Consider the following 23,588-nt stretch of genomic DNA (forward strand, 5'->3'; position numbering starts at 1 on the left):
TTGGATAAAATACCCCCAATGGTCAGCAAGTCCATATGTATACTCTTATATTAGATGGTTCTTTCACTACTCATTACTTCTCTCTGTAGATAATCTACAAACTCTTCGAGATGACGCGGTGAACAAATATCTTCTTCTAATAGAGGAATTCGATACAATGTCTGGTTTGTGAATTTCTCCCTCATCAGCTTTAGGTATAACTTTTCCTGGTCCCTCCTTTTTTGCAGGAACTCTCCATCTGCCTGATTCGGGAGGATCTTATTTATGATCAGTCCCCCAATTTTCAATCCGTGCTTAGACATTAATTCAATGGCTTTTTCCGTTTCCAGTATCGGGAGCCTCTCAGGAACGAGGACAAAGATAAATCCTGTTCTTTTTTGATCCAGTAGGATCCCCCGTACTCTTGAAAACTTTTCACGACGCTTTTGCAGGACATCATAAATGGGGTCCTCTACCGGCTCGCCATCATTTAATAGCTGTGAATAGTTCTTGTTTGTTTTCTTACGCCTTTCAAGCATCCCGTCCATCCAGACTCCCATGAGTTCAGGAAGAGATAGAAGTCGGATCGTGTGGCCTGTAGGTGCTGTGTCAAAAATGATCTTATCGAACTCATTTCCTTCCTCGAGAATGATGGAAACCATCCGGTCAAATAATGCTGCTTCTTCTGCCCCTGGTGCCGAAGCAGCCATATCGATTTGACGGTGAACCTCATTCACCATCTTTGATTTAACCATTCCCTTTAAATTTCGTTTCACTCCGTTAATGTAATCCTTTGTTTCAATCTCCGGATTAATTTCTATCCCCCATAGATTTTTGAGTAGTGGAGTTTTCTCCCCCTTGATTTTCTGGTGAAAAATATCACCCAGGTTATGCGCGGGGTCTGTTGAGATGATTAGCGTCTTTTCTCCCATCTTCGCAAACATTACCGCTAAAGCAGAAGCAGATGTGGATTTCCCAACACCTCCCTTACCTCCTACAAAAAGAATTGACTGTTGTTGTAATTCATTCATGTATATATCCCCTCCCCATACTTCAACAACATCTGATTCCATCTAAGGGGGAGTGCTCCATTCCCATTCTTAAATGCCAACCGTGAAATTTCTCTATTATATATGGATAAAGTTCCAATGTGTAATAAAAAACGGGATTCGGCAGGCCAAGCATATCCGAATAGAGCAATAATAAGAATAGATCATCCTCATCTCTCAATTCCCTGGCGATTTCCGTTTTGTGAGGGAGGCGAATCATTTCATCGTATAGCTGAATGATTCTTTTGAGCTTTTCTTTCATAGACGAATCCATTAGTGTTCCCCTCCTTATAGTTGTTTCGGTAATGAGGCATGCTGATTCTGATATTCTTGTTCCTCCTTCAAAATAAGTAGAAAAAGGGGACTAAGAGCCCGGGTCCCCTTTTTCTATCTCCTGACTAAGCAGAGAACTGTGAAGGATCATCTCCCTTTTTGGATAGGGAAGATGCCGCAGTTATTAATATCCATAAGGTGAAAATAAGAATGATACTTCCAAAGATAAAGAGCAGCATATTCCCTTCTGATTCACCTACGCCTGACCATTCAAACACGACTTGGTTAATCATCGCCCATAAGGTCATGAACATAAGGAATACCATTGGGATTAAGGTAGCGATATAATTCCTGCCTTGGCGCTTTAGCCAGATGGTAATCAGAAGTAAACTGATTCCCGCAAGCAATTGATTCGATGTACCAAAAAGCGGCCATAGAAGGTATCCACCCGACCCGAATCCTTTAGGTCCTTGAGGTAATAAAGTTAAGGCCGCACTTGAAACAACGGCAATCGTCGTTGCAACATGAGCATTTGTTAAAGGATTTACGTTGTACTCTTCTCCCAACTCGGCAATGATGTATCGCATCAGTCGTACAGAAGAGTCCAATGTTGTTGCAGCAAAGCTCACAATGATTACTGAAACAATCGTAGCTGCGATATCAGCAGGAATTCCTACACCTGTTGCAAGTTGTCCGGCCCCTTGGATGAAGACACCCAGCCCTGCTCCACTTGCTGCAGCAAAACCGCTGTATGTCGCTTGGAATTCTTCCACATTCGGAAAAAATGTAATACATGCAATGATCGCGATCAATGCAAGCGCTCCTTCACCAACAGCACCTAAATATCCTACAAAGCGTGCATCCGTTTCTTTATCCAACTGTTTGGACGATGTGCCCGATGAAACCAACCCGTGGAATCCGGAAATGGCACCGCAGGCAATCGTGATAAATAATAACGGGAACCAGGATACATCTGCTGCTCCGTTTGTCATTGGTGCGGTAATTTCAGGGTTAGTAAATAGAAGACCAAGATAAAGCAATCCTAAACCAACAATTAGTTGATGGGAGTTGATATAATCACGTGGCTGTAATAGCTTCCAAACAGGTAGAGTTGAAGCTATGTACACATAGATCATCAGAATGACGATCCACACCAAGAAAGCCATGCTTGTTGAACTCAAACCAAACAATGATGTGGCTTCTTGTCCTCCGAAATAACGAACTAAATCAATTTGCAAAAATTCAACACGACTGGCAATGACAGCTGATGCATACATGACTGCCAGTGCAACGATTGAAGGTATTAACATGCTGCCATTCCGCTTGTAAACTGAATATCCAATCCATATCGCTAGTGGGATCTGAATGAAAACTGATACGACACTTGCAGGGAATGTAATAAAAAGATTTGCGATAACCCATGCAAATACTGCATTAACCATTAATACAAGAATTAATATAATAAACAGAAATAGTACTTTTGCTCTTTTTCCAATTAACTTATTGGCCAATGAACCGACGGATTGTCCCTTATTTCGAACGGAAAGAACCAAAGTTCCAAAATCATGCACCCCGGCTGCAAATACTGTCCCTAAAATGACCCATAAAAATGCGGGAAGCCATCCCCAGTAAACGGCGATTGCCGGTCCTACAATCGGAGCCGCCCCCGCCACTGAAGTAAAATGGTGACCCCACAGAACAAACTTATTCGTCGGGACGAAATCGACACCATCTTTGTATTGGTGTGCCGGTGTCACATAATTGGGATCCAGACGGTACACCCGCTCAGCAATAAGCTTAGAATAATATTTATACCCAAACAAAAAGACAAGCCCTCCTATTACCGCTAACCATATACCACTCATCAAATTCCTCCTTCATCTTTTAATGTGTATACATTTAAATATCTGAATTTTTAGAATGTATACGCTTACTACATTTTACATTGGGTTTTTATGGTTTTCAATGAGAACATTTACTCTTATTGGTCTTTTAAGCCAAATAAAAAGACAGATTCTATAATAGAATCTGCCCTATAGTTAAACGACGTATATGCTATCCTCATCTGTCGGATCTACCGCTTGGGGTATGTCTACTGTCGTTCTTAGAATGGTTTTGTTAGCATCCGTTGTTTTCGGATGATCTGAAGATGTAGGAAACGTGAAAGAGATCCTCTTTTCTTCACCCGCACCGATTGTACCGATCTTATCAAGGACAATCGTATCTAAATCTTTTTCATGATAGGAAAAGTCACTATCTTTTTTATCCTCCTCATACTTCTCAAGAAGCAATAAATGAATTTCATTAATAGGCTGATCGGCCATGCCACCGATCAAAACGACTTCACCTTCAATTGAATCCCCAGGGGAAATTTTAGTTTTGTGCACGATTGTATCTACTTTAACATGTCCTATCCCGATACTGGACAAAAACTGTTTAAACATATTTCAGCCACCTTTCATATACCTGATTGTCTTTACCCTAACATGTACCCCTCTTATTCATCCATTCCTACATATTCTGCGAGTTTTCCGCAAAGAATATGAGAGAAACATTGGAAAGGAGTGAATAAAATGAAAAAAATGGTTGTATCTATCTTAGCTGTATTCCTGATTAGCCTGAGTGTCGGTACATTTGCAGCAGCAGAAGGTGAACCACAAACACCTAAGGTAAACCTTACTGAAGAACAAAAATCAGAGCTTGCCCAATTGCATGAACAAATGTATTCAACAAAAAAAGAACTTGTGAAGAAATATGTAGAATATGGCGTCTTCTCAAAAGAACAAGGGGACAACGTACTTAAAATGATGGAAGCTAAGTATCAAAAACTGAAAGAAAATGACTACATGATGAGATGGCATCCTCATCCACACCATGGAAAAAAACTAGATCACAAAGAGTAGGCGGAAGGGCTATTTTGGCCCTTCCCTCCTTAAATGATCAGGAAATTCCCTCCCGTAATTAAGAAAGGCTCCTTAAGATTCCAGACACTTTGTTTATATCTTCCATTGAAACATCATAATGAGTGGTAAAACGTACAAGAGTAGGTCCAAAGGTCACTGCCAGTATCCCCTTTTCTTTTAACTCATCAATAAATTGCTCTGATGTGATTCCTCTTCCCTTTACATCTGCCACGACAATATTTGTATCAACAGAATTGATTACTTCAATTCCCTTGCAGGCTTGAAGGGTTTCTTTAAGTACGATTGCTTTCTCATGATCCTCCACTAATCGCTCTCTCATAGTTGTTAATGCAACCAATCCTGGAGCAGCAACCATCCCTACCTGTCTTAACCCCCCGCCTAATCGCTTTCTCCACTTACGGGCACGATTAATGAATGAATGATCACCTGCGATAATAGACCCTATAGGGGCACCCAACCCTTTGGATAAGCATATTTGCACAGTATCACAATGATCAGTGAACTCCCTGATATCTCTCCCACTGGCATTTACTGCATTAAAGAGCCGTGCTCCATCGATGTGCACGGGAATTGAATGTTTTTTCGCAAGAGTATAGATCGCCTTCATATTCTCTGGGGACACAATGGCTCCACCTGCGCGGTTATGTGTATTCTCCAAACAAATGAGCCCTGTTTCTGGAAAATGCTGATCTTCAGTACGTATAGCCTCTTCTACTTCAATCGGATCCATCTCACCATTTATCCCATGGATCGTACGTGTTTGAACACCTGCCAATGCGGCAACCGCTCCTGATTCATAATAGAAAATATGGGAATTCGCTTCTAATAGAATTTCATTCCCTGGACGTGTGTGTGTTAAAACAGCAATTTGATTACCTTGAGTACCACTTGTTACAAATAGCGCCGCTTCTTTACCAAGTAAGGTGGCCGCTTCTCTCTCAAGCTTTATGACTGTAGGATCTTCTCCATACACATCATCCCCTACTTCAGCCTCAAAGGCAGCCCTACGCATTTCTTCCGTTGGTTTTGTAACTGTATCACTTCTTAAATCAATCAAAATGAAATACCTCCTCTTAAAACTTCCCTAGTGTCATTATATCAAAGGAAGGCGTTTGATGAATCAACCTTCAGATGAATAAAAGACCATACAAAATACCCAGAAAAAATATAATTATAGGAATATTCAAAACATTTACCTCTTTTATATGTTACTATTTTAATAATCATTTACCTAAAATAGAAGAGCCATTAAAGCCAGTTAGAGGAGAAGGATCATATGACAATCGGTTCTAAAATCCGCTTTCACAGACTAAAACGAAATTTAACACAAGAAGATTTATCAAAAGGGATTATTTCCGTATCATACCTTTCCAAACTGGAAAACAATCAAGTTACTCCGTCAAATGACATCATTCATTTACTCTGTGGCCGATTAGGTGTAAATAGTCTGCTTGATACGACTGCCCATTTGAACAAACTACTTCAGAATTGGAACCATGCCCTACTGTGGAATAAAACAGAGGAAGCTAAGTCGATCCATGTGGACGTTAAGAAGGACCTGGAACAGACGGATGATCTCATTCCGCATTTATTCTATAAAATCCTTTGCTTCCGTGTTCAATTAATTCAAGGGAACCTTAAGAATGCGTTGGAACACATGAAACAAATCCAATCCAATTATAAAGAACTGACCGATACGCTGAAATTCTATTATCACAAATACAAAGGGAACTATTATTATTTGATTGAAGAGTACGATAAAGCCAAAGGAGAACTGAAAGAAGCTGAAACCTGCTATGTAGTTGGAAATGTGATAAATGAAGAAGAAAGAGCAGATTTATATTATTTATTCAGCCTGGTCTTGACCCGTTTAAGTATGTACCGATTAGCAATCTTCTACGGCGAGAAGTCACTCTCCATTTTCCAGGGCGTCTACTATCAGAAGAGATGCGCCGAGGTGCATTTGATTCTAGGAATTTGCTATCGGCGTATACGTTATAGCGAAGAAGCGATAAAGCATTATGATTGGGCCAATTTCATTTCTCAATCCATAGACTATACGTCGTTAAACTCAAAGGTAGAGCAAAACTTAGGATATTTAAAATCATTTATGAACAAGAGCGATGAAGCCATTCAGCATTATTTGCGAAGTATTGAATTGAAAGGGTCAGACGAAGAAGGAAAGCTCTACTCTATTCTCTCTTTGGTTAAGGAATATTATAAAAAGAACCAATTTTCCGAAGTGCGATTCTGGTTACCTAAAGGATTACATCTTTGCTCTAAAGAAAAGTTCCCGGATAAATTCTATCAATTATCATATTATCAGTTTGCTTTAAATGATTTCCCACAAGGTTTTGAAGCTTTTATGAAGGAGTATGCACTGCCCTTCTTTAAAAAGAGCGGATCCCATCTATTATATGCTGAGTATTCTAAATTCCTTGGCCAATATTACCAGGGGGTTAGAAAATATAAATATGCAGCATTTCATCTAAATGAAGCCAATCTCATTTATGAAGAAATGTTAACTTTATAGGAGGTGAAATGATGAAAAAGGTGAAAAAATTTTTACTAATCACCAGCCTTACCGCTATGGCACTCTCTGGTGTTGTGGTAATCAACTCCCCGGAAGAAGAATTCCCACCATTCTCAAGTAAATTATAAAAACAAAACCATCAGGACTGGCCCTTTTTAGGACCAGTCCTTTTCAATCTTTCAGCTCATCTGTCAATCTACCATATGTGAACAAGTACAAATCACGGTAAAAGAAGGTTCACTTTCTCTACGTATTGATCAATTGATTTGAAAATATAATTATTCAATGAAATTTTCTGAATAAAGAGATATAGTTAGTATTGAATACATATCAAGGGGGATTATTGATGAATACTGCATTTGAAAGTAAATTAGAAAGATACGCAGATTTAATCGTACAGGTAGGTCTAAACCTGCAAAAGGATCAAGAACTTCTGATTTCTGCACCTATTACAGCGTATAAATTTGTTCGACTTGTTACTAAGAAGGCCTATGAAGCAGGTGTATTAAATGTACTTACGGACTTCTACGATGAAGAGTTAAAGAAAATCCGCTTAGACAATTCTTCTGAGGAAGGCCTGAAAGCGTATCCTGATTGGAAGGCAAAAGGGTTTATTGAAATGGCGGAAAACAATGTAGCGCTATTAAATTTAGCGGCACCGAACCCTTCCCTATTAAGAGATGCGGATCCAAAAAGAGTTGCCATTTTGAACAGAGCTTCCGCTGAAGCAATGAAAGATTTTTCTGCTTATATCGGCGGTGGCAAAATAAGCTGGCTAATAGCGGCATTCCCTACAATCGAATGGGCTCAAACTGTTTTCCCTGAACTTTCTCAGGACGAAGCAATCGATAAACTATGGGAAAACATCTTTTACACTACCCGGACGGATCAGGAGAATACGGTCGCACTTTGGGAATCTCATATTAGTAATCTGAATAAGAACGCTGACCGTTTAAATCAAAGCAAATACAAAAAGCTTCATTATAAAGGACCTGGAACAGATCTTTCCATTGAATTCCACCCACAAACGAAATGGATCAGTGCCCAGTTCACAAATGATCAAGGAATTCCCTTTGTTCCGAACCTCCCAACGGAAGAAGTGTTTACAATCCCAGTCAAACAAGGTGTGAATGGGACTGTCTCAAGTACGAAACCACTTAACTATAGCGGTACGTTGATCAGGAACTTTTCCCTCACATTTAAAGACGGTAAAGTGGTAGAATTCACAGCTGAAGAAGGATATGAAACCTTGAAAAATCTGCTGGAAACAGATGAAGGGGCCTCCTATTTAGGAGAAGTGGCATTGGTTCCTCACAACTCACCCATCTCTAATACAAACATTATCTTCAACAACACACTTTTTGATGAAAATGCTTCATGCCATATAGCGCTGGGTAGAGCTTTATCAGTGTGTGTGGAGGAAGGGAAAAATATGACGGCGGAACAATTACGGAAAGTAGGTTTTAACGAAAGTATGATTCATGTAGATTTCATGATAGGATCGGCTCAGTTAGATATTGACGGCGAAAAGGAAGACGGATCGATTGAACCTATCTTCAAAGCTGGTGATTGGGTTTAAAATTTGATTTCGAAGGAAGAATAATGGTGTAAGGCTTAAATAATTTATTTAAGCCTTTTTTTGTTGAGGTTTATCTTAACAAAACTTTTGGAGACAAGAGTTTTTAATATAAACCACTATAACACTATTGGTAAAACTTACATGTAATATGACAAACAAATTTCTTTTTTAACATATTCAATACTTCACGAATACTTTACAATAGAAGTATACCTTTTTTAAAGGAGCGATTTTATTGTCGATCAATCACAAACATTCGTTTATATGGAGTGGCATCATTCTCTCTTTCTTCACTTTATATATAATATTTCGCACTACAAATGTACAATCCAGTGAAAAACCCTTAACCGTTGAAGAAAAATACCCCACTGTCTTTGTGCACGGGTATAAAGGTACATACAATTCTTTCAGAACGATGCTGGAACGTTTTGAAAACCAGCATGGCTGGGGTCAAAAAACGTTGGAGATTTACGTGTCTGAGAATGGCAGTGTCGTGTATAAAGGATCTCTTCCCACAAATCTCACTTCACCTCCACTCGTTCAAGTCATCTTTGAAGATAATCGGGCATCATTGGAGAAACAAGCGATTTGGTTAGAAAGTGCCATGAAGCTTTTACATCATCAGTTTGACGTTTCAAATGTAAATATTGTGGGACACTCCATGGGCGGCCTTGCGTCAACAAAATATATTCTAAATACCAGGGATAGCTCGTTTGTCCCTAAGACCCATAAATTCATTACGATTGCTACCCCTTTCCTTGGTGTTACGAAGGAATCCTATGATGAAATCAATACAGGTGCAGCTGTTATAGACTTAAAACCTGAATCACGTGCATTGAAAGAAATGTTTTTGAATCGCCATTTAATCCCTTCCAATATAAACGTATTGTCCATAGCGGGATCGGGTGATGATGTGGTGAATGTTCAAAGTGCTATAGGCAGTCAATCACTATTTGAAAAAAACCAATATCAATCCAGGATCGTGTATGATCCATCCATTTCTCATAGCGGCCTGCATGAAACGATAAAAGTAGACCGGCTTGTAGGAGATCACTTATGGGGTAAATGACCAGCTTCCCTATTCAGACCGTTTTATATCTGAATAGGGAAGTTTTTTATTGTGCAGTTGCGTAAACTTCCTTTACGTTCTATACTACACAAGACTAAACCTCAAGGTTAGGATGAGTAGAATGACAAAAGAAAGAATCATTAAAGCAAACCCAAAATACATACATCATTTCCAAAAAGGATTCCCCCTTCTTAATAAAGAAAATGTGACGTCATCGATTGAGAATATTCAAGAAGGAGAAATTCTTAAACTTGTAGACCATAACAATGACTTTATCGCCAAAGGCTACTCTGGAATACAGAACAAAGGAATCGGATGGCTGCTGAGTTGGAAGGAACAAGAAGCAATTGATAAAGACTTTATCTTAAAAAAGCTTCAAGCTGCCATCAATCAACGTCTTCACTTCTATTATAGTGAAGATACGACAGCGTTTCGAGTGTTTAATGGTGAAGGAGACGGATTTGGAGGCATCACCATTGACTACTTTGATGGATACTACTTAGTTCAATGGTATTCAAAAGGAGCCTATGCCTTTAAGGAAGAAGTGATGCAAGGATTAAGAGAATTAACGGATTACAAAGGTATTTATCAGAAGAAGCGATTTGCACAGGAAGGAAAATATGTGGAGAATGATGATTTCGTTGAGGGAACCCGCCCTTCATTCCCCCTTCTCGTCAAGGAAAATGGCGTTCAATTTGCCATCTATTTGAATGACGGCGCAATGGTAGGGGTTTTTCTTGACCAACGTGAAGTGCGTAAACGAATTCGTGACTCGTACTCTGAAGGCAAACGTGTATTGAATACGTTCTCTTACACAGGAGCATTTTCTGTTTTCGCTGCACTCGGTGGTGCCCTGGAAACAACCAGCGTTGATCTCGCTAATCGCAGTTTAAGTAAAACGATTGAACAATTCAGCATTAACGGGATCGATTACGAAGCACAAAACATCATTGTGGAAGATGTCTTTAAATACTTTAAATATGCCGTAAAGAAAGAACTCTCCTTTGATCTTGTGATTCTCGATCCGCCAAGCTTTGCCCGCTCAAAGAAACATACATTCAGTGCAGCTAAGGATTATAAAGATTTGTTAAAAGAAGCGATTGCCATCACTGAAAAAAAGGGTACCATTGTGGCATCCACTAATTGCAGCACCTTCAATATGAAGAAATTCAAAAGCTTTATTGAAACAGCCTTTAAAGAAACCAATGGAAAATATAAAATACTCGAAGAATACACACTGCCCGAAGACTTTAAAACCCTCAGTCAATACAAACAAAGTGACTACCTTAAAGTCGCCTTTATTCAAAAACTATAATGGATAGGGACGGACCTTTAAAAGGTCCGTCCCTCCTCCTTCCTCTTCCTCCCCGGGGAATATTGTGCCTGGAGCGGAAAGGAACGGTCACGGCCTCTGTTTTCACACTATCATTCATTCAAAAGATTAATATACCTTTTGGAATCTGTGTTAAGGTTTATTCTTTCCGCAGATGACAGAATAATCTGTCATTATTTCCTCGGAAACCGCATAAAGCGACATGTAGTAAGGATTTATTGGAGAAAAAGATCGAATAAGGAGGTTTACTGATGAAAAAAGCTGTTTTTCTTGATCGTGATGGCGTAATCAATGAGGTGAAAACAGAGAGAGTGACATTTGTGAATCGACCCGAACAATTTTATTTCCTGGAGGGAGTCCTTGAAGCTATCAAATTATTGACAGATTCCGATTTCCTGATTTTCGTCGTCACCAACCAGGGTGGAGTTGGGTTAGGTTATCTTTCTCATAAACAACTTCAATCCATTCACGATCATATGTTAAGGGAAATTGAAAAGGCCGGGGGTTTCATTCAAGAGGTATCCTGTTGTACTCACAAGCCGCATGAGGGGTGTAAATGCAGAAAACCTGAAGCAGGGATGCTCTTGGATCTTGCACGAAAACATGATATTGATATTGCCCAATCGTATATGGTAGGTGATCGCGAGGTAGATATCGAAGCTGGTCGCAAAGCGGGATGCACTACTGTCTTACTTTCAGATAGCTCCCCTCATCTATATGAAGCCGACCACATGTTTACTAACCTAATGGATGCTGCTGAGTTTATCCTCACTAATAAATAAGTCTCAAAGGTGCCCCCGAATAACGGGACACCTTTTTTTATCCCATTTACAGATTATTAATTGCTATCGTGAAGCCTTCAATACTTCCATCCAAACTTACATAGGGACATCAGGAAGATCCCGTTTTATCGTTTTCAAAATAGGGAATTCTATGGTAAAGTACTATGGGACTAATGAGAACGGGAGGTATTTGATGAACCAGCAGGAATTATTACAAATTATACAAGATCACTATCCCTTTGATGTTCTAACCACTGAACAGTTAGATTACATTATTTCCGGTTCTAAATACACCACCTTCAAGAAGGGTGAATTCCTTTTTCATGAAGATGAAACGGTAGAAGAACTTGATATATACTTCCTTGTCTCGGGACTTGCGAAAAATGTTCTCCATCGCTCAAGCGGCAAACAGTATTCACTCCGATTCTACTATCCAGGAGACTTAATCGGGATTATGATTATGCTTACAAGCGGTGAAATGACCTTTTCCGTACAGGCAATAGAGGATTGTACCGTGTTCCGCATTCAAAAGGATCGACTATTGGAGATTATGACCAAGAACAATGACTTTTCAAAAATCATCTTCGAAAGCATCGGAAATCGTATGAAAACATTGTACGATGAAATAAAAGTGAAATCTGCCACTGAATCCGACGACGAAAATATCAATCTGTTTCGTACTAAAGTGCATACGTTAATGGACCGCCCCACCTTCATTGACGAAAATGCCACTGTTCTTGAAGCAGCCAGAAAGATGAAAGAAGAAGATACATATGGTCTAGTGGTAGTAGATCAAGAGAAAAAGATGCATGGCATTCTTACCCAACGGGAAATCCTGTCTTATATTACAAACCCAATAATCAGTGAATCAGTTAAAAACTGGATGAAGAAAAAACCGTTTTGGATTCGTGATGAATCCTTTGCATATGAAGCCCTTTCTTATTTCAAGCATGAAGAAGTGGATTTTGTACCCATCATTCGCAACGATGAAGTTGTGGGAGTTCTGACCAGTACTTCGTTTCTCAATATACAGGATTCCAATTATTTGGATCTTTCCTATAAAATCCAAAAAGCCGTTTCCAACGACGAACTGGTAGAGCTGGCAACGGTGAAAAGCAATACTTTTCAACAGTTCATCCAAGATCTGCTCCTTCAAGATAGTTTTGGCTACGATATTTGCGAAGTGATCTCAAACTATAATGATCGCCTTCATCGAAAAATCATTCAATTAACTGAAAAAGAAATGCGTCAGGAAGGATTCGGATCTGCGCCTATCAATTATTGTTTTATCGTAATGGGCAGTCAAGGCAGAAGCGAACAAGGCTTTCATACGGATCAGGATAATGGGATCATTCTCGATGATTATAACCACTTGTCCGATCTTAACAAGGTTGATGTGTATTTCCAGGCATTCACGGAAAAACTCAATTTAAAGCTTGCTGCATGCGGTTTTCCTGAATGTACTGGCGGGATCATGGCGAAGGAACAGAAATGGAAACGATCCTATACTGATTGGAAAAAGGCGATTGATGAATGGCTATCCGAAATAGATGCACAGGAAGTTCAAAACATTACGATGTTCTATGATTTCCGCCCCATTTATGGTGATTACTCCATCGCAGAGGAAATTCGAAATTATTTAGCGGAAAAATCGAAACGGTCTCTCAATATGCAACAACTATTAAGAAAAGATGCCCTTCGTTTCAAACTTCCTGTAGGCCCTTTGGGACGAGTGAACCTTAAGCCCAGGAATCATTTGTTTAACATCAAAAAGTCCGGGCTTTTGCAAATCGTCAATATGATTCGCATTCATTCTGTAAAATACGGAATAAAAGAAGTTAATACGATAAAGAGGGTTCAAGCATTGAAGAAGATGCAGGCTTTCCATCCAAGGGATGCTGAAAATGTAAAAACAGCTATGCACATTCTTCTCACTCTCCGTACAAAGCAAAACCTTCTTGAACTTATAGAAGGAAAACCATTAAGTAATGATATTGATGTGCGTACTCTTTCAAAAGAGGATCGTCAGAAATTAAAAGAATCCATCCAGATTGCCAATCGACTTCAACAAGTGATGGAAATTAGTTTTAATAGGAACCGGGTGGTTTAATGAATGATATTGGAATTAATGTGGGCTACCGCATTCTGAAATATTATTTATGGCAGCAATTTTTCTTTCGCTATCAAGTGAAACGGGAAAAAGAAAAGCTATCCTACCATAAATTATCTCGTGCCCTAAAAGAGTTTGAAGAAGAAAAACCCACGCTTCAACAAAAACATTTGTTCGATTGTGATTTTACCATATTTGACCTGGAGACAACGGGCTTTTTTCCGGAGGTCGGGGATGAAATCATCTCGATCGGAGCGGTTAAGGTTAAGGAAGGTAGAGTTCAACGGAAAGACACCTTCTATCAGGTCATAAACCCCCTTCAAACGGTGTCGAGGGATACGAAGCGATTTACAGGTCTGAGACGAAAAGACTTTCTGAATGGTGTTACGTTACCTATCGGATTGGAGCGATTTATTGAGTTCAGTAAAGGAACGATCCTTGTCGCCCACCCTGCCAGTTTCGACATAAATTTTCTCCAAAAAAGGATTTATAAGTGGCAGCTCCCATCATTTGATCCTGAATATGTCGACTCCTTTTCGCTTGCCAATGGGTTATTGGAACGGGACGATTGCTACCTGGACGCCCTTGTAAAACGGTTTGACATCGACTACCGGACACGACATCATGCGCTGAATGACGCGATCATGACCGCCGAAATCTTTGAAGAGCTATTAAAAATCTGTTATCAGCAAGAGGTTCACACGATACGGGGATTGAATGAATTTATACTGGAGGAGACAAGCTCCGGGTTCTGATCTGAACTCCTCCCTCCTGATAGCTGATAAATGAAAAAAACGCTTGAGAAAATTTCCTCAAGCGTTTTTCCATGTTTATTATCGGATTTGTCCGGTTCCATGCATCATATACTTAACGGTTGTGAGTGCTGGTAGCCCCATTGGTCCTCTAGCATGAAGTTTCTGTGTAGAGATCCCTATTTCAGCACCAAATCCTAACGCTCCTCCATCAGTGAAACGAGTGGAAGCATTATGATAAAGAGCGGCAGCATCAACGAGCATCATGAATTTCTTCGCTGTTTCTGTATTTTCCGTGACAATGGCTTCTGAATGCTTTGTACCATATTGTTCGATGTGATCGATTGCTTCATCCAAAGACGGGACAATCTTCACGGCAATATCCAGACTTAGATATTCATTTGCCCAATCTTCTTCTCCTGCAAGTTTCGCATCTTCAATCGCTTCGACCACTTTTTCATCTCCGTGAATGGATACATTGTGTTCTTTAAGCTTTTCTACAAATGCACCCTTATTTTCTTTGAACCAGTCTTCATGCAGGATGACGGTTTCAGCTGCATTACATACCGCTGGACGGTCTGTTTTTGCATTGATGATGATGTTTAATGCTTTTTCCACTTGAGCTTCTTTGTCAATATAGATATGACAGTTTCCTACGCCAGTCTCCAGGACAGGTACAGTTGCATTATTAACGACAGCATTGATTAATGCACCTCCACCGCGGGGAATCAACACATCGATATGCTCTTTCATCGTGAATAGCTCACTTGTAGCTTCTCGATCGGTTGTATTGATGAATTGTACGGCATCTTTAGGAATATCCGTTTTCTCGAGTGCTTCATGCATGACGTCCACAATTGCTTTGTTCGAGGTAATGGCATTTGAACCACCTTTTAGGACAATGGCATTACCGGATTTTAGTGCTAATCCAGTTGCATCAACCGTTACATTAGGACGGGCTTCATAAATCATTCCAATGACACCAAGTGGGACCGTTACTTTTTGAACTTGCAGTTGATTTTCAAGAGACCAATCGGATACTACTTTTCCAGTGGGATCCTCCAGGTCAGCAACTTGACGGAGACCACTTGCGAAATCTTCAACACGTTCTTTAGACAGTGATAAACGGTCCATAAATGCAGCTTCGAAGCCCTTTTCTTTGCCTCTTTCAAGGTCTTTTTCGTTTTGCTTTAATATAGCTTCGTAATTCGCTTCTAAATGATCGGCAAGGATATGAAGGGCTTTATTTTTTTGGTCGGTAGTCAGCATACTTAGTGTTTTAGAAGCTTTCTTTGCAAGCATGGCTTGTTTTTTTACATTCGTTTTTTCTATAGTTAAAGTCATCAAATACCTCCTGATTTTTTTGAAAAGAATTCGACCGGATTGTGCAGGGTAAGAAGGAGACTAACTCCTTCTTTTATACTCCTACTGGAATGGGTAAATCCACATGACATACTAATTGGTCAATTTCGACTGCGATTTGATCCGCTTTGATGTCTGTAGGATTTTTCAGTTGACCTGAACGGTAATTGACCATTCCCAAACCAATTTCTTCATTTCGATTATCAAGGATTCGTACCACTGCACCTTTATTAAATCGGCCTTTTACAGTATAAATATCATCAATTGTTAAGCTTTCCTTTTGTTCAAGAATACGTTCTTTCGCATCTGAATCGATGGTGATTTCACCTTCGGGACCTGAGTTGAACGCAATCCATTGCTTTTTGGAATCAAGGTTTACGGAATCTTCTGCCGTTTCAAAGTAGGTCCCTTTTGCTGTATGTTGGACAGCATCGTAAATAACATCTGAGTTTCCTGATTTACCTAGAAACGCAGGAATTCCAGAAGCCATTGTGATCTTGAATGCATCGATTTTCGATCTCATTCCGCCAGTTCCTACAGAACTTCCAGGCTCTCCTGCCATGTCTTCGATATCTTCAGTAATTTCCGTTACGCTTTCTAACAGTTCAGCATCTGGATTTTTACGTGGATCAGAATCATACAGTCCGTCAATATCAGATAGAATGATGAGTTGATCCGCATCCACTAATGCCGCAACTTTGGCAGACAGGGTATCATTGTCTCCGAATTTCAGTCGATCAACCGTTACTGTATCATTTTCATTGACAATTGGAATGATCCCTCTTTCAAGCAGGACATTGATTGTATTTCTTGCATTGTTATATCGGTCTTCATCAGAAAAATCACTACGAGTGATCAGAATTTGAGAAGCCACGTATCCGTTGGAAATTAACAGATCAGAATACGCTTCAATCAATAGTCCTTGACCAATAGCTGCTGCTGCCTGCTTCTCCGGAAGAGAGCTTGGACGTGTCAAACATCCTAATTTACGATAACCGGCAGCGACGGCACCTGATGAAACAAGCAATACTTCATGGCCATCATCCTTTAAACGGACGACTTCATCAACGAGACGTTCCAGTTTTCTACGACTCATTTCTCCATGCAGGCTTGTTAATGAACTACTTCCAATCTTGATTACGATACGTTTCTTCTGATTATTTTGGGACATTCAATCACTCCTAGTAAAAAGGTCCGTCCCTCGCCCCTCTTTATGTGTGTGGGGACGGACTTGTATTTCTTGTATGGTTGGTATAAGTTATTTGGGGTGCTTACGATTCGATGTTTGTTTAGCTGGTTACTAATTGTTTGGACTGTAAGGATGAGCTTATTTCTTTCGATCGTTTTTCTGCTCCCTTGACAGCTTCTGAGATAGCCTTACCTCCGCCGAACTCTGCTAATGCATCAAGTCCTGCAGCTGTAGTACCATTTGGGGATGTTACATTCTCTCTTAGTTGAGTTGGTGATTCTTCACGCTCAAGCATCATTTTGGCTGCACCGAAAATGGTCTGAGCTCCGATTTTACGTGCTAATTCCGGATCTAACCCGGCTTCGGCACCTGTCTTTTCAATGTGTTCCATTAAATAGTAAAAGTATGCTGGGCCACTTCCGGCAATACCAGTGAAAATGTCCATCTGACTTTCTTCAATCACGAACACTTCACCAATGCTTGATAATAACTCTTTTGCATTTTCCATGTCTTCTCTTGAAGTAAAGCGACCAGCACTAATGGCTGTAGCAGATTCTTTCAACATACTTGACGTATTTGGCATGACCCGGATAACAGGCTGACCTGCAAGTAGTTGCTCTTCCATATGAGAAGTAGTGATTCCTGCCAGCACCGACATAATCACTGTATCGTTCCTTACTAAGTGATTAATGGAATCTAATGCTTTATCAATATCCTTTGGTTTCATCGCGAGAATAAGAATGTCTATCTCATTAAAGGGTAGATCATCTTTTGTTAGAGCCGTTATATCATATTTAGCTTTCATTTCCTGAAGTCTTCCTTGATTGCTTCGATTAGAAACAATAATTTGTTCTGATGGGATCTTTCCGCTTTGTACAGTACCTGAAATCATTGCTTCCGCCATGTTTCCTGCACCTAGAAAAGCTATCGTTTTATGTTTTAACAATCATATCCACTCCTGTTCCTATATTAATTGTCGGGTTTTTAATCGTACATTCATTTTTTAAGTTTAATAATAATTATGAAAGAATTTATTGTTATTGAATTTCCTGGTTAATGTGTCTAAAAACCTTTGTTGTCGTGTGTTTGTTCACAACGTTTATAATCGTAACATGCTGGTATATGATATCAAGGGCATTAAAGGAAGTAGTTAGGAATTAGCCGTAATACGAAGTGGAAGCGTTATCATTACCATTTATGTTAATCAGATTCCTTCTAAAGGCTATATATTGGCTCAGAGAGCGTATAATCAGAATTTTTGCTTTTACTTAATTGCTTGAATGCGAGTCGACTTTTCCTACACATACTGTCAGAGCAGTTCTTAGCGCCGTATTCATTCCTACTCCCAATCCACAAAAAAAAGCCCGGTAAGCATTTTTCAGCTTACCGGGCTTTTTTCATTCATTCAGTTGTAGCTTCGTCTGAGCTCTTTCCATTAAGAAAGTCTTTCAGAGCTTGTATATTTTCTTCAAAATTAATATCCAGTACAGACCCTACACCGCTATAGCTTCCAAAACCATACGATCCTTCAACTGGGATGGTGAGCTTATCCATATCGCTGCTGTTACTCAACAGGATATCTTTAGCGATGGAAATTTGATCAAGCTTACTCATATTTGTCTGGATATAGGGTTGAATCGATCCCGCCATTTTAGGAAGCTTTGTTACTCCACCTATTGAGAGGACCTCATCTTTAAGAGCGTTTATGACTTTTTGTTGTCTTTCAACCCTGCCAAAGTCCCCCTCTGCATCAGCACGGAACCTTGCATACCCCAATAATTCTTTCCCATTTAAGGTTTGAACACCAGGCTGAAGGGAAACGCCAATGTTTTCCGACATCGCCTTTTCCACATCCATTTCAATGCCCTCCGGTGCCAGTACATCAACGGATTGTTCAAATCCTTTGAAGTCGACGACCATGAAATATTGAATATCAATATCAAAGTTTTGTTTGATAGTCTTTCTAAGCAATTCTGGTCCACCTAAATAAAAAGCTGTATTCAGCTTGTAGTTTTGGTATCCCGGTATTTCTACATATATATCCCTCATAAAGGAAACAAGTTTGGTTTCATTTGTTTTAGGGTCGATCTGTGCGAGCATCATCGTGTCGGTTCTGGATTTCTCCTCGCCTCTGCTGTCGACTCCCAATAGCAATACGTTAACCTTACCGTTTTTATCTTTCACGCCATTAAATTTATAATCTTCTTGAAGCTTATCGTCTCCAGCCATTTTGTATCCACTATAAAATTGAAACGCTGCATAACCGAGTAAACTAAATATAAGTAATAATAATATCAATATCACTTTTCTTCCGCGTTTTTTCTTTTTAGACTTGCGATCTAATCGTGAATCCATTTCTACACCTACTTTTATGTCATTCATGAATTACTGATGATAGTATGAAATAGTACTCTATTCTAATGAAATTGACAATCGAAGAATCTTGGATAAACTAACACATTTCTCCATACCATTTGAAAGTTTATTTTATCACAAATATCCATAAAAGTATTTATTTGTTCCTACCCCTGCAAATGAAGTGAATGGAAGTAACCGTTCGTAAGTTCTATTACTTCTGGTTCCTCGACTTTGTTGTAAGATATGATGAATGAAGTAGAAGGCCCACTGGATTTGTCCAAGTCTTGGGATGTGGTGACATCCTCTTTTCTTAAAGGCTTCCCTAATAAGAGAGAAAGTTCGTGAAAAACGCCTTTAGAGCCGACTGGCATTATATCGATGATAGCAGGGTGTTGAACACAGTTCATAAATAGAGCCAGTGGTGCAATGGAAGCATGTTGCTTCATCACTTCAATTCCTACCAGGGGGGTTCCGATAAGCGCATAAGCAAGGTTTGTACAAGAGGGATAGGGCCTCTTCTTGTTTCTTATGCCAATACACGTAACTCCAAGGGCCGATTGATTAAGACCGATATTCGATTCAGTACTCCCCGTAATGGGAGTACCTTCCTGTTTCATTTCACTTAAACCTTTCTTCACACCATTGCAATACTGATCCCATACAGCATCACTTGTAAAGTTCAGTAATTGAATAGCTTTGAGCCTTGCTCCCGCGGCCAAACATTCCATCGCTGCTACACGGAAACAGTAATAACCCACTGTCTCCGGATCCGCCAGGACCACATCTCCTTCTTTATTTCCAATCCCTCCGCTGCAATCAGAAGCCAGGATCAACTCTTCTTCCTCTGAAATTGAAATGGATATAATATCCCGAAACTTGATCATGCGATTTTCCCCTTTTTCAATCTTGAACGTAGAGGAGGATACAAGAAGTGGGCAATCGTTAAATTAATGAAACTGGCTATTAGTAAGGAAGGAAGAAGGGCATAGTAAAATGAAGAACTAAGGATAAATATAAATGGAATTCCCGCGAGTAGACCGTTTCCTATAAAAAAAAGGATGGCTGCAAGTACCCGTTTCCCATTCGAGAACACATATCCAAATATCCACACAAAGAAGGCCATTTCAGCAGCAATGAGCACATGAAATGGCCCAAGTGGGAAGCCTGCGTACAGGCTCGAAAGCAAGTGACCTCCGCCTGCAATGATTGCCCCCCATCTCCCATTGTAAAGGGAGGCAATCAATAATGCAGGCATACTATCCAATGCTACCGTACCTATTACGGCAGGTATCTTCACCATTCCGCCAATCGCAGAAAAAGCCATAAACAATGAAAGAAGCAAAAGAGTCTTAAGATTACTTTTCATTTTTTTTCTGAACTTTACTGGTTGAAAATACGTTTGCGCTTCGGATATATTCGACATCATTTACATTACAACGATAATTGATCACACGGGCCAATGCGAAAAAGTAATCGGATAATCGATTGATATACTGCAGTGTCACAATGGGAAAGTCCTCGTCCGTTTTTGAAAGTGAAACCATGATTCTCTCTGCTCTTCTTGTAACCGTTCTGGCAATGTGAATACTTGACGATGCTTTCACGCCACCTGGTAAAATGAACTTCTCAAGTGGAGGCGCTTCCTTCGTAAACCGATCAATCTTCTCCTCCAACGCATGGACGGATTCGGGCTGAAGCTTGATTTTTCTATGCTTAGAAACGTTGGATAGGTCACCGCCACAATCAAATAGTTCATGCTGAATCGTCTCAAGATCCTGTAGGACATCCTGAAAACCCTCTACATCCAGTTCTGAAATGGCTTGCCCAACAAAAGAATTCACTTCATCCAATGTTCCATATGCTTCGACACGAATATCATCTTTATCTACTCTTCCACCGATCAAACTCGTTTGACCTTTATCACCAGCTCTTGTGTAAAGCTGCATGTTTACCCTCTCCTTTATCCTTTTAATGATGTAGCAAGGCCGTACCAAACAACCCAAACTTCCTGAGACATTTCCGCCAGATCTTGATAAATCCAACCTGTCATATCCCGCCACTCCCTGGACAGCTTATCCATTGGGACAATTCCTTTCCCGATTTCTGAACCTATCCAGATTACACTGCGATCAGAGTCTTCTTCTTCCCACTGCTTTAAGGATTGTATCAAAATGGTAAAAGACTTTCTGATTTCGGAATCATTATTTAAAATGGTTGATCGAATTCCATACTCAAATCCCTCCATTACGATGACAGAGTTTGAAAAGTTGATCTCATCCAATTGAATCCTTTTTCCATTAAATAATGGAATCCAGGTTGTATCCGTTTCTTTAAGATTAAAATGGATTTTCACCCATCTGCTTTTCCCATTAAAGGAACCTCCCGTAACGAAGTACATGTTTGATTCCTCCAATCATTTTCTGTCTTCCATACCAATTCATACCCTTCCCCATGGTTGACCTCCCATTCCCAAAACGTTCTGTGAACATTTTTGGGAGATAACGATGTTAATAGATGTCGAATGACTCCACCATGAGTAATAACGGCGTACCGCTTCCCGTTGTGCTCTTCTATCTGTTTGATAATCTGTGCCCAGGCTAGCTCGACTCGATTTCCAAATTGATTCATCCCTTCCCCATTAGGTGGAGAAATGGATGGGTCCAATATCCATTCTTGATATACATCATCTTCTTTTAAGCTTTCATAGGTTAAACCTTCCCAGCTTCCAAAGTGTAGCTCTCTTAAAAGGGATGAAGAGATCAATGGAGCATGAGGAAACAGAAAATGAGCGGTTTCTATACAGCGGTTAAGATCACTCGAAAAGCACCGTTCATACTCTTCAAAAAGAGTATTTCGCCTTTTAAGTAATTCGATTCCTTTTCGAGATAAACTGGAATTGGTCCAGCCGAGGTATTTCCCCTGCTCATTTTCATCAGTTAAACCATGGCGAATACATGCAATAACCATATAGTCATCCATAAACACAACTCCACTCCCTCTACACTGGCCCCGATTGTATCACCGGACATACCGCCAAACCATTTGATGGATCTAGAATAAACAAACCAGAATACAGCTAACGCCACCAGGGTGAATAAAGCATAAAAATAAAACCAATTTAAATAGAAGCTGCCGACTCCACCCAGCAATAAACCAGAAACAATCCATATAAGATCATAACCCGTCATATTCTTACGGAAACCATATCCCATTCCAGACGTCTGGGCTGCAGGGATAAGAATCAGACTCGCCCCCATCATCATTCGACTTAAAAAGGGAATGGACACAAGGATCATAACAATAAAAAAAGGGGAATGGGTTTGCAGTATGGTTTCATAAATAAATAAAAACTTTGAAGAAAGCAATACCACCAGTGACAAAACGCCAAAGGCACCTACCCTCGGGTCTTTCATGATGTCTAATCGTTTCTTTTTATCTCTATAGGAAAAAAAGGCATCACTTGCATCCATATAGCCATCTAAATGGATACCACCCGTTAATACGATTGGCATTACCCAAATAAAGAATGCTATTCCTAAAGGGCTTATGTGGGTAAGAGAATTCAGAAAAACATATCCTCCTAAAAGAAACACACCTACAAATAAACCTAGCAGAGGAAATGTGCGGACCATCCACTTCATTTCCCTTTTGCCGATTGAAAATTCTTTACGGATCGGCAGAATCGTAAAAAACTGCAGGTTAAGGAGAAAGCTCTTAAATAGGATCATGAGTAAACCGTCCTTCCTCATTCGGACCCCTCTTTTTCACAACCGGGATTCCCGCCGTCATTTCAATCGCCACACATGCTTTTTTCACCATTCTTATATGCAATGCACCAAGCCGTTTCTGGAAAGTAAGGATATCGGTTGAATCAATTGGAAGGTCAGAAACCAATTCATTACTAACCAGGAGCAGTACATCAACTTTATTTAGCAACCGTATGATAGACTGATAGATTTTCTCTTCTATATCCTGGTCTTTCTCCTCTCTATTACCATACATCTCATTTGTTAAAAGAGTCGTGAGGCAATCTAACAGAACAACGGAGTGTTGAGGAATGTGGTTGATGATCCTTTCAATCGAATTGGGACACTCAACCGTCGTCCATTCCACCTTAGAAGATTGCCGGTCCTGCCGGTGTTTCGAGATTCTTTGCTCCATCTCCCTGTCAGTGTTCACTCCACAAGCAAGATAGACCAATGGAACGTTTGACTTTTTCTTCTCTATTGCCCATTTTTCAGCAAAAGAGCTTTTGCCGCTTCTAACCCCTCCGGTTATAAAATACAGGATTCCCAA

Annotated in this window: 24 protein-coding genes; 8 read left to right on the forward strand and 16 right to left on the reverse strand. The window is 39.9% G+C overall.

Annotated elements, in window-relative coordinates; genetic code table 11:
• Positions 1-50: 50 nt before the first annotated feature.
• The 4 genes from DET59_RS02185 to DET59_RS02200 form a co-directional block, all read right to left on the reverse strand.
• The gene (locus DET59_RS02185) at positions 51-1,010 is read right to left on the reverse strand and encodes an ArsA family ATPase (protein ID WP_113968043.1); all 960 of its coding nucleotides are present in this window, start codon (positions 1,008-1,010) and stop codon (positions 51-53) included.
• 22 nt (positions 1,011-1,032) lie between these two features.
• Entirely contained in the window at positions 1,033-1,290 is a 258-nt protein-coding gene (locus DET59_RS02190; RefSeq protein ID WP_113968044.1) for a cory-CC-star protein, read from the reverse strand.
• Positions 1,291-1,426: 136 nt separating this feature from the next.
• On the reverse strand, positions 1,427-3,166 hold the full coding sequence (locus DET59_RS02195; protein WP_113967944.1) for a carbon starvation CstA family protein: 1,740 nt from the start codon (positions 3,164-3,166) through the stop codon (positions 1,427-1,429).
• 174 nt (positions 3,167-3,340) lie between these two features.
• Positions 3,341-3,745 (reverse strand): sporulation protein, encoded by a 405-nt coding sequence (locus tag DET59_RS02200; protein WP_113967945.1) that lies wholly within the window; start codon positions 3,743-3,745, stop codon positions 3,341-3,343.
• 129 nt (positions 3,746-3,874) lie between these two features.
• On the opposite strand from DET59_RS02200, the gene DET59_RS02205 reads away from it, so the two are divergent.
• Positions 3,875-4,204 (forward strand): YckD family protein, encoded by a 330-nt coding sequence (locus DET59_RS02205; protein ID WP_113967946.1) that lies wholly within the window; start codon positions 3,875-3,877, stop codon positions 4,202-4,204.
• 58 nt (positions 4,205-4,262) lie between these two features.
• Here the strand turns inward: DET59_RS02205 and DET59_RS02210 are convergent, their stop codons facing one another.
• On the reverse strand, positions 4,263-5,282 hold the full coding sequence (locus DET59_RS02210; protein ID WP_113967947.1) for a threonine aldolase family protein: 1,020 nt from the start codon (positions 5,280-5,282) through the stop codon (positions 4,263-4,265).
• A gap of 219 nt (positions 5,283-5,501) precedes the next feature.
• Between DET59_RS02210 and DET59_RS02215 the strand changes: the two genes are divergently transcribed.
• The 7 genes from DET59_RS02215 to DET59_RS02245 all read left to right on the forward strand — a co-directional run bounded on the left by DET59_RS02215 (position 5,502) and on the right by DET59_RS02245 (position 14,386).
• Entirely contained in the window at positions 5,502-6,758 is a 1,257-nt protein-coding gene (locus tag DET59_RS02215; RefSeq protein ID WP_113967948.1) for a helix-turn-helix transcriptional regulator, read from the forward strand.
• Positions 6,759-7,104: 346 nt separating this feature from the next.
• Positions 7,105-8,337, forward strand: coding sequence for an aminopeptidase (locus tag DET59_RS02220; protein ID WP_113967949.1), 1,233 nt, complete (start codon positions 7,105-7,107; stop codon positions 8,335-8,337).
• A gap of 235 nt (positions 8,338-8,572) precedes the next feature.
• The gene (locus tag DET59_RS02225) at positions 8,573-9,406 is read left to right on the forward strand and encodes an alpha/beta hydrolase (RefSeq protein ID WP_181778029.1); all 834 of its coding nucleotides are present in this window, start codon (positions 8,573-8,575) and stop codon (positions 9,404-9,406) included.
• A gap of 121 nt (positions 9,407-9,527) precedes the next feature.
• Positions 9,528-10,721 carry a class I SAM-dependent rRNA methyltransferase gene (locus tag DET59_RS02230; RefSeq protein WP_113967951.1) on the forward strand — a complete coding sequence of 398 codons (1,194 nt, stop codon included), beginning with the start codon at positions 9,528-9,530 and terminating at the stop codon, positions 10,719-10,721.
• Between the two features lie 269 nt (positions 10,722-10,990).
• Positions 10,991-11,521 (forward strand): D-glycero-alpha-D-manno-heptose-1,7-bisphosphate 7-phosphatase, encoded by a 531-nt coding sequence (locus DET59_RS02235; RefSeq protein WP_113967952.1) that lies wholly within the window; start codon positions 10,991-10,993, stop codon positions 11,519-11,521.
• A 193-nt stretch (positions 11,522-11,714) separates the two neighbouring features.
• Positions 11,715-13,631, forward strand: a complete 1,917-nt coding sequence (locus DET59_RS02240; RefSeq protein ID WP_113967953.1) for a DUF294 nucleotidyltransferase-like domain-containing protein — start codon at positions 11,715-11,717, stop codon at positions 13,629-13,631.
• Entirely contained in the window at positions 13,631-14,386 is a 756-nt protein-coding gene (locus tag DET59_RS02245; protein WP_113967954.1) for a 3'-5' exonuclease, read from the forward strand. The genes DET59_RS02240 and DET59_RS02245 overlap by 1 nt, the downstream gene beginning before the upstream one ends.
• Before the next feature lie 78 nt (positions 14,387-14,464).
• Here the strand turns inward: DET59_RS02245 and DET59_RS02250 are convergent, their stop codons facing one another.
• The 11 genes from DET59_RS02250 to DET59_RS02300 form a co-directional block, all read right to left on the reverse strand.
• Positions 14,465-15,727, reverse strand: coding sequence for a glutamate-5-semialdehyde dehydrogenase (locus DET59_RS02250; RefSeq protein ID WP_113967955.1), 1,263 nt, complete (start codon positions 15,725-15,727; stop codon positions 14,465-14,467).
• A gap of 73 nt (positions 15,728-15,800) precedes the next feature.
• Positions 15,801-16,916 (reverse strand): glutamate 5-kinase, encoded by a 1,116-nt coding sequence (proB, locus tag DET59_RS02255; protein ID WP_113967956.1) that lies wholly within the window; start codon positions 16,914-16,916, stop codon positions 15,801-15,803.
• Between the two features lie 118 nt (positions 16,917-17,034).
• The gene (gene proC, locus DET59_RS02260; RefSeq protein WP_113967957.1) at positions 17,035-17,880 is read right to left on the reverse strand and encodes a pyrroline-5-carboxylate reductase; all 846 of its coding nucleotides are present in this window, start codon (positions 17,878-17,880) and stop codon (positions 17,035-17,037) included.
• A 455-nt stretch (positions 17,881-18,335) separates the two neighbouring features.
• Positions 18,336-19,289 (reverse strand): LCP family protein, encoded by a 954-nt coding sequence (locus DET59_RS02265; RefSeq protein WP_113967958.1) that lies wholly within the window; start codon positions 19,287-19,289, stop codon positions 18,336-18,338.
• Between the two features lie 167 nt (positions 19,290-19,456).
• Positions 19,457-20,176 (reverse strand): ATP-binding protein, encoded by a 720-nt coding sequence (locus tag DET59_RS02270; protein WP_113967959.1) that lies wholly within the window; start codon positions 20,174-20,176, stop codon positions 19,457-19,459.
• Entirely contained in the window at positions 20,173-20,658 is a 486-nt protein-coding gene (locus DET59_RS02275) for an ECF transporter S component (protein ID WP_113967960.1), read from the reverse strand. Before DET59_RS02275 ends, DET59_RS02270 begins: the two co-directional genes overlap by 4 nt.
• Positions 20,648-21,238, reverse strand: coding sequence for a cob(I)yrinic acid a,c-diamide adenosyltransferase (locus DET59_RS02280; protein WP_113967961.1), 591 nt, complete (start codon positions 21,236-21,238; stop codon positions 20,648-20,650). The genes DET59_RS02275 and DET59_RS02280 overlap by 11 nt, the downstream gene beginning before the upstream one ends.
• Positions 21,239-21,252: 14 nt before the next feature.
• The gene (locus tag DET59_RS02285) at positions 21,253-21,690 is read right to left on the reverse strand and encodes a bifunctional adenosylcobinamide kinase/adenosylcobinamide-phosphate guanylyltransferase (RefSeq protein WP_113967962.1); all 438 of its coding nucleotides are present in this window, start codon (positions 21,688-21,690) and stop codon (positions 21,253-21,255) included.
• The gene (locus DET59_RS02290; RefSeq protein ID WP_113967963.1) at positions 21,642-22,271 is read right to left on the reverse strand and encodes a histidine phosphatase family protein; all 630 of its coding nucleotides are present in this window, start codon (positions 22,269-22,271) and stop codon (positions 21,642-21,644) included. Before DET59_RS02290 ends, DET59_RS02285 begins: the two co-directional genes overlap by 49 nt.
• The gene (locus DET59_RS02295; protein ID WP_258549539.1) at positions 22,229-23,041 is read right to left on the reverse strand and encodes an adenosylcobinamide-GDP ribazoletransferase; all 813 of its coding nucleotides are present in this window, start codon (positions 23,039-23,041) and stop codon (positions 22,229-22,231) included. The genes DET59_RS02290 and DET59_RS02295 overlap by 43 nt, the downstream gene beginning before the upstream one ends.
• Positions 23,007-23,588 carry a bifunctional adenosylcobinamide kinase/adenosylcobinamide-phosphate guanylyltransferase gene (locus DET59_RS02300; RefSeq protein WP_181778030.1) on the reverse strand — a complete coding sequence of 194 codons (582 nt, stop codon included), beginning with the start codon at positions 23,586-23,588 and terminating at the stop codon, positions 23,007-23,009. The genes DET59_RS02295 and DET59_RS02300 overlap by 35 nt, the downstream gene beginning before the upstream one ends.

Source organism: Rossellomorea aquimaris (genome assembly GCF_003315075.1).
Classification (GTDB): Bacteria; Bacillota; Bacilli; order Bacillales; family Bacillaceae_B; genus Rossellomorea; species Rossellomorea aquimaris_C.

What these genes read in the sequence shown, in the direction of transcription:
- DET59_RS02240 (WP_113967953.1), top strand. Translation starts at nt 11,715, where the DNA reads ATGAACCAGCAGGAATTATTACAAATTATACAAGATCACTATCCCTTT.
- DET59_RS02220 (WP_113967949.1), top strand. Translation starts at nt 7,105, where the DNA reads ATGAATACTGCATTTGAAAGTAAATTAGAAAGATACGCAGATTTAATC.
- DET59_RS02285 (WP_113967962.1), bottom strand. Translation starts at nt 21,690, where the DNA reads ATGTACTTCGTTACGGGAGGTTCCTTTAATGGGAAAAGCAGATGGGTG.
- DET59_RS02230 (WP_113967951.1), top strand. Translation starts at nt 9,528, where the DNA reads ATGACAAAAGAAAGAATCATTAAAGCAAACCCAAAATACATACATCAT.
- DET59_RS02195 (WP_113967944.1), bottom strand. Translation starts at nt 3,166, where the DNA reads ATGAGTGGTATATGGTTAGCGGTAATAGGAGGGCTTGTCTTTTTGTTT.
- DET59_RS02245 (WP_113967954.1), top strand. Translation starts at nt 13,631, where the DNA reads ATGAATGATATTGGAATTAATGTGGGCTACCGCATTCTGAAATATTAT.
- DET59_RS02235 (WP_113967952.1), top strand. Translation starts at nt 10,991, where the DNA reads ATGAAAAAAGCTGTTTTTCTTGATCGTGATGGCGTAATCAATGAGGTG.
- DET59_RS02265 (WP_113967958.1), bottom strand. Translation starts at nt 19,289, where the DNA reads ATGGATTCACGATTAGATCGCAAGTCTAAAAAGAAAAAACGCGGAAGA.
- DET59_RS02275 (WP_113967960.1), bottom strand. Translation starts at nt 20,658, where the DNA reads ATGAAAAGTAATCTTAAGACTCTTTTGCTTCTTTCATTGTTTATGGCT.
- DET59_RS02280 (WP_113967961.1), bottom strand. Translation starts at nt 21,238, where the DNA reads ATGCAGCTTTACACAAGAGCTGGTGATAAAGGTCAAACGAGTTTGATC.
- DET59_RS02215 (WP_113967948.1), top strand. Translation starts at nt 5,502, where the DNA reads ATGACAATCGGTTCTAAAATCCGCTTTCACAGACTAAAACGAAATTTA.
- proB (WP_113967956.1), bottom strand. Translation starts at nt 16,916, where the DNA reads ATGTCCCAAAATAATCAGAAGAAACGTATCGTAATCAAGATTGGAAGT.
- DET59_RS02250 (WP_113967955.1), bottom strand. Translation starts at nt 15,727, where the DNA reads ATGACTTTAACTATAGAAAAAACGAATGTAAAAAAACAAGCCATGCTT.
- DET59_RS02290 (WP_113967963.1), bottom strand. Translation starts at nt 22,271, where the DNA reads ATGGATGACTATATGGTTATTGCATGTATTCGCCATGGTTTAACTGAT.
- DET59_RS02200 (WP_113967945.1), bottom strand. Translation starts at nt 3,745, where the DNA reads ATGTTTAAACAGTTTTTGTCCAGTATCGGGATAGGACATGTTAAAGTA.
- DET59_RS02295 (WP_258549539.1), bottom strand. Translation starts at nt 23,041, where the DNA reads ATGAGGAAGGACGGTTTACTCATGATCCTATTTAAGAGCTTTCTCCTT.
- DET59_RS02185 (WP_113968043.1), bottom strand. Translation starts at nt 1,010, where the DNA reads ATGAATGAATTACAACAACAGTCAATTCTTTTTGTAGGAGGTAAGGGA.
- DET59_RS02190 (WP_113968044.1), bottom strand. Translation starts at nt 1,290, where the DNA reads ATGAAAGAAAAGCTCAAAAGAATCATTCAGCTATACGATGAAATGATT.
- DET59_RS02205 (WP_113967946.1), top strand. Translation starts at nt 3,875, where the DNA reads ATGAAAAAAATGGTTGTATCTATCTTAGCTGTATTCCTGATTAGCCTG.
- DET59_RS02270 (WP_113967959.1), bottom strand. Translation starts at nt 20,176, where the DNA reads ATGATCAAGTTTCGGGATATTATATCCATTTCAATTTCAGAGGAAGAA.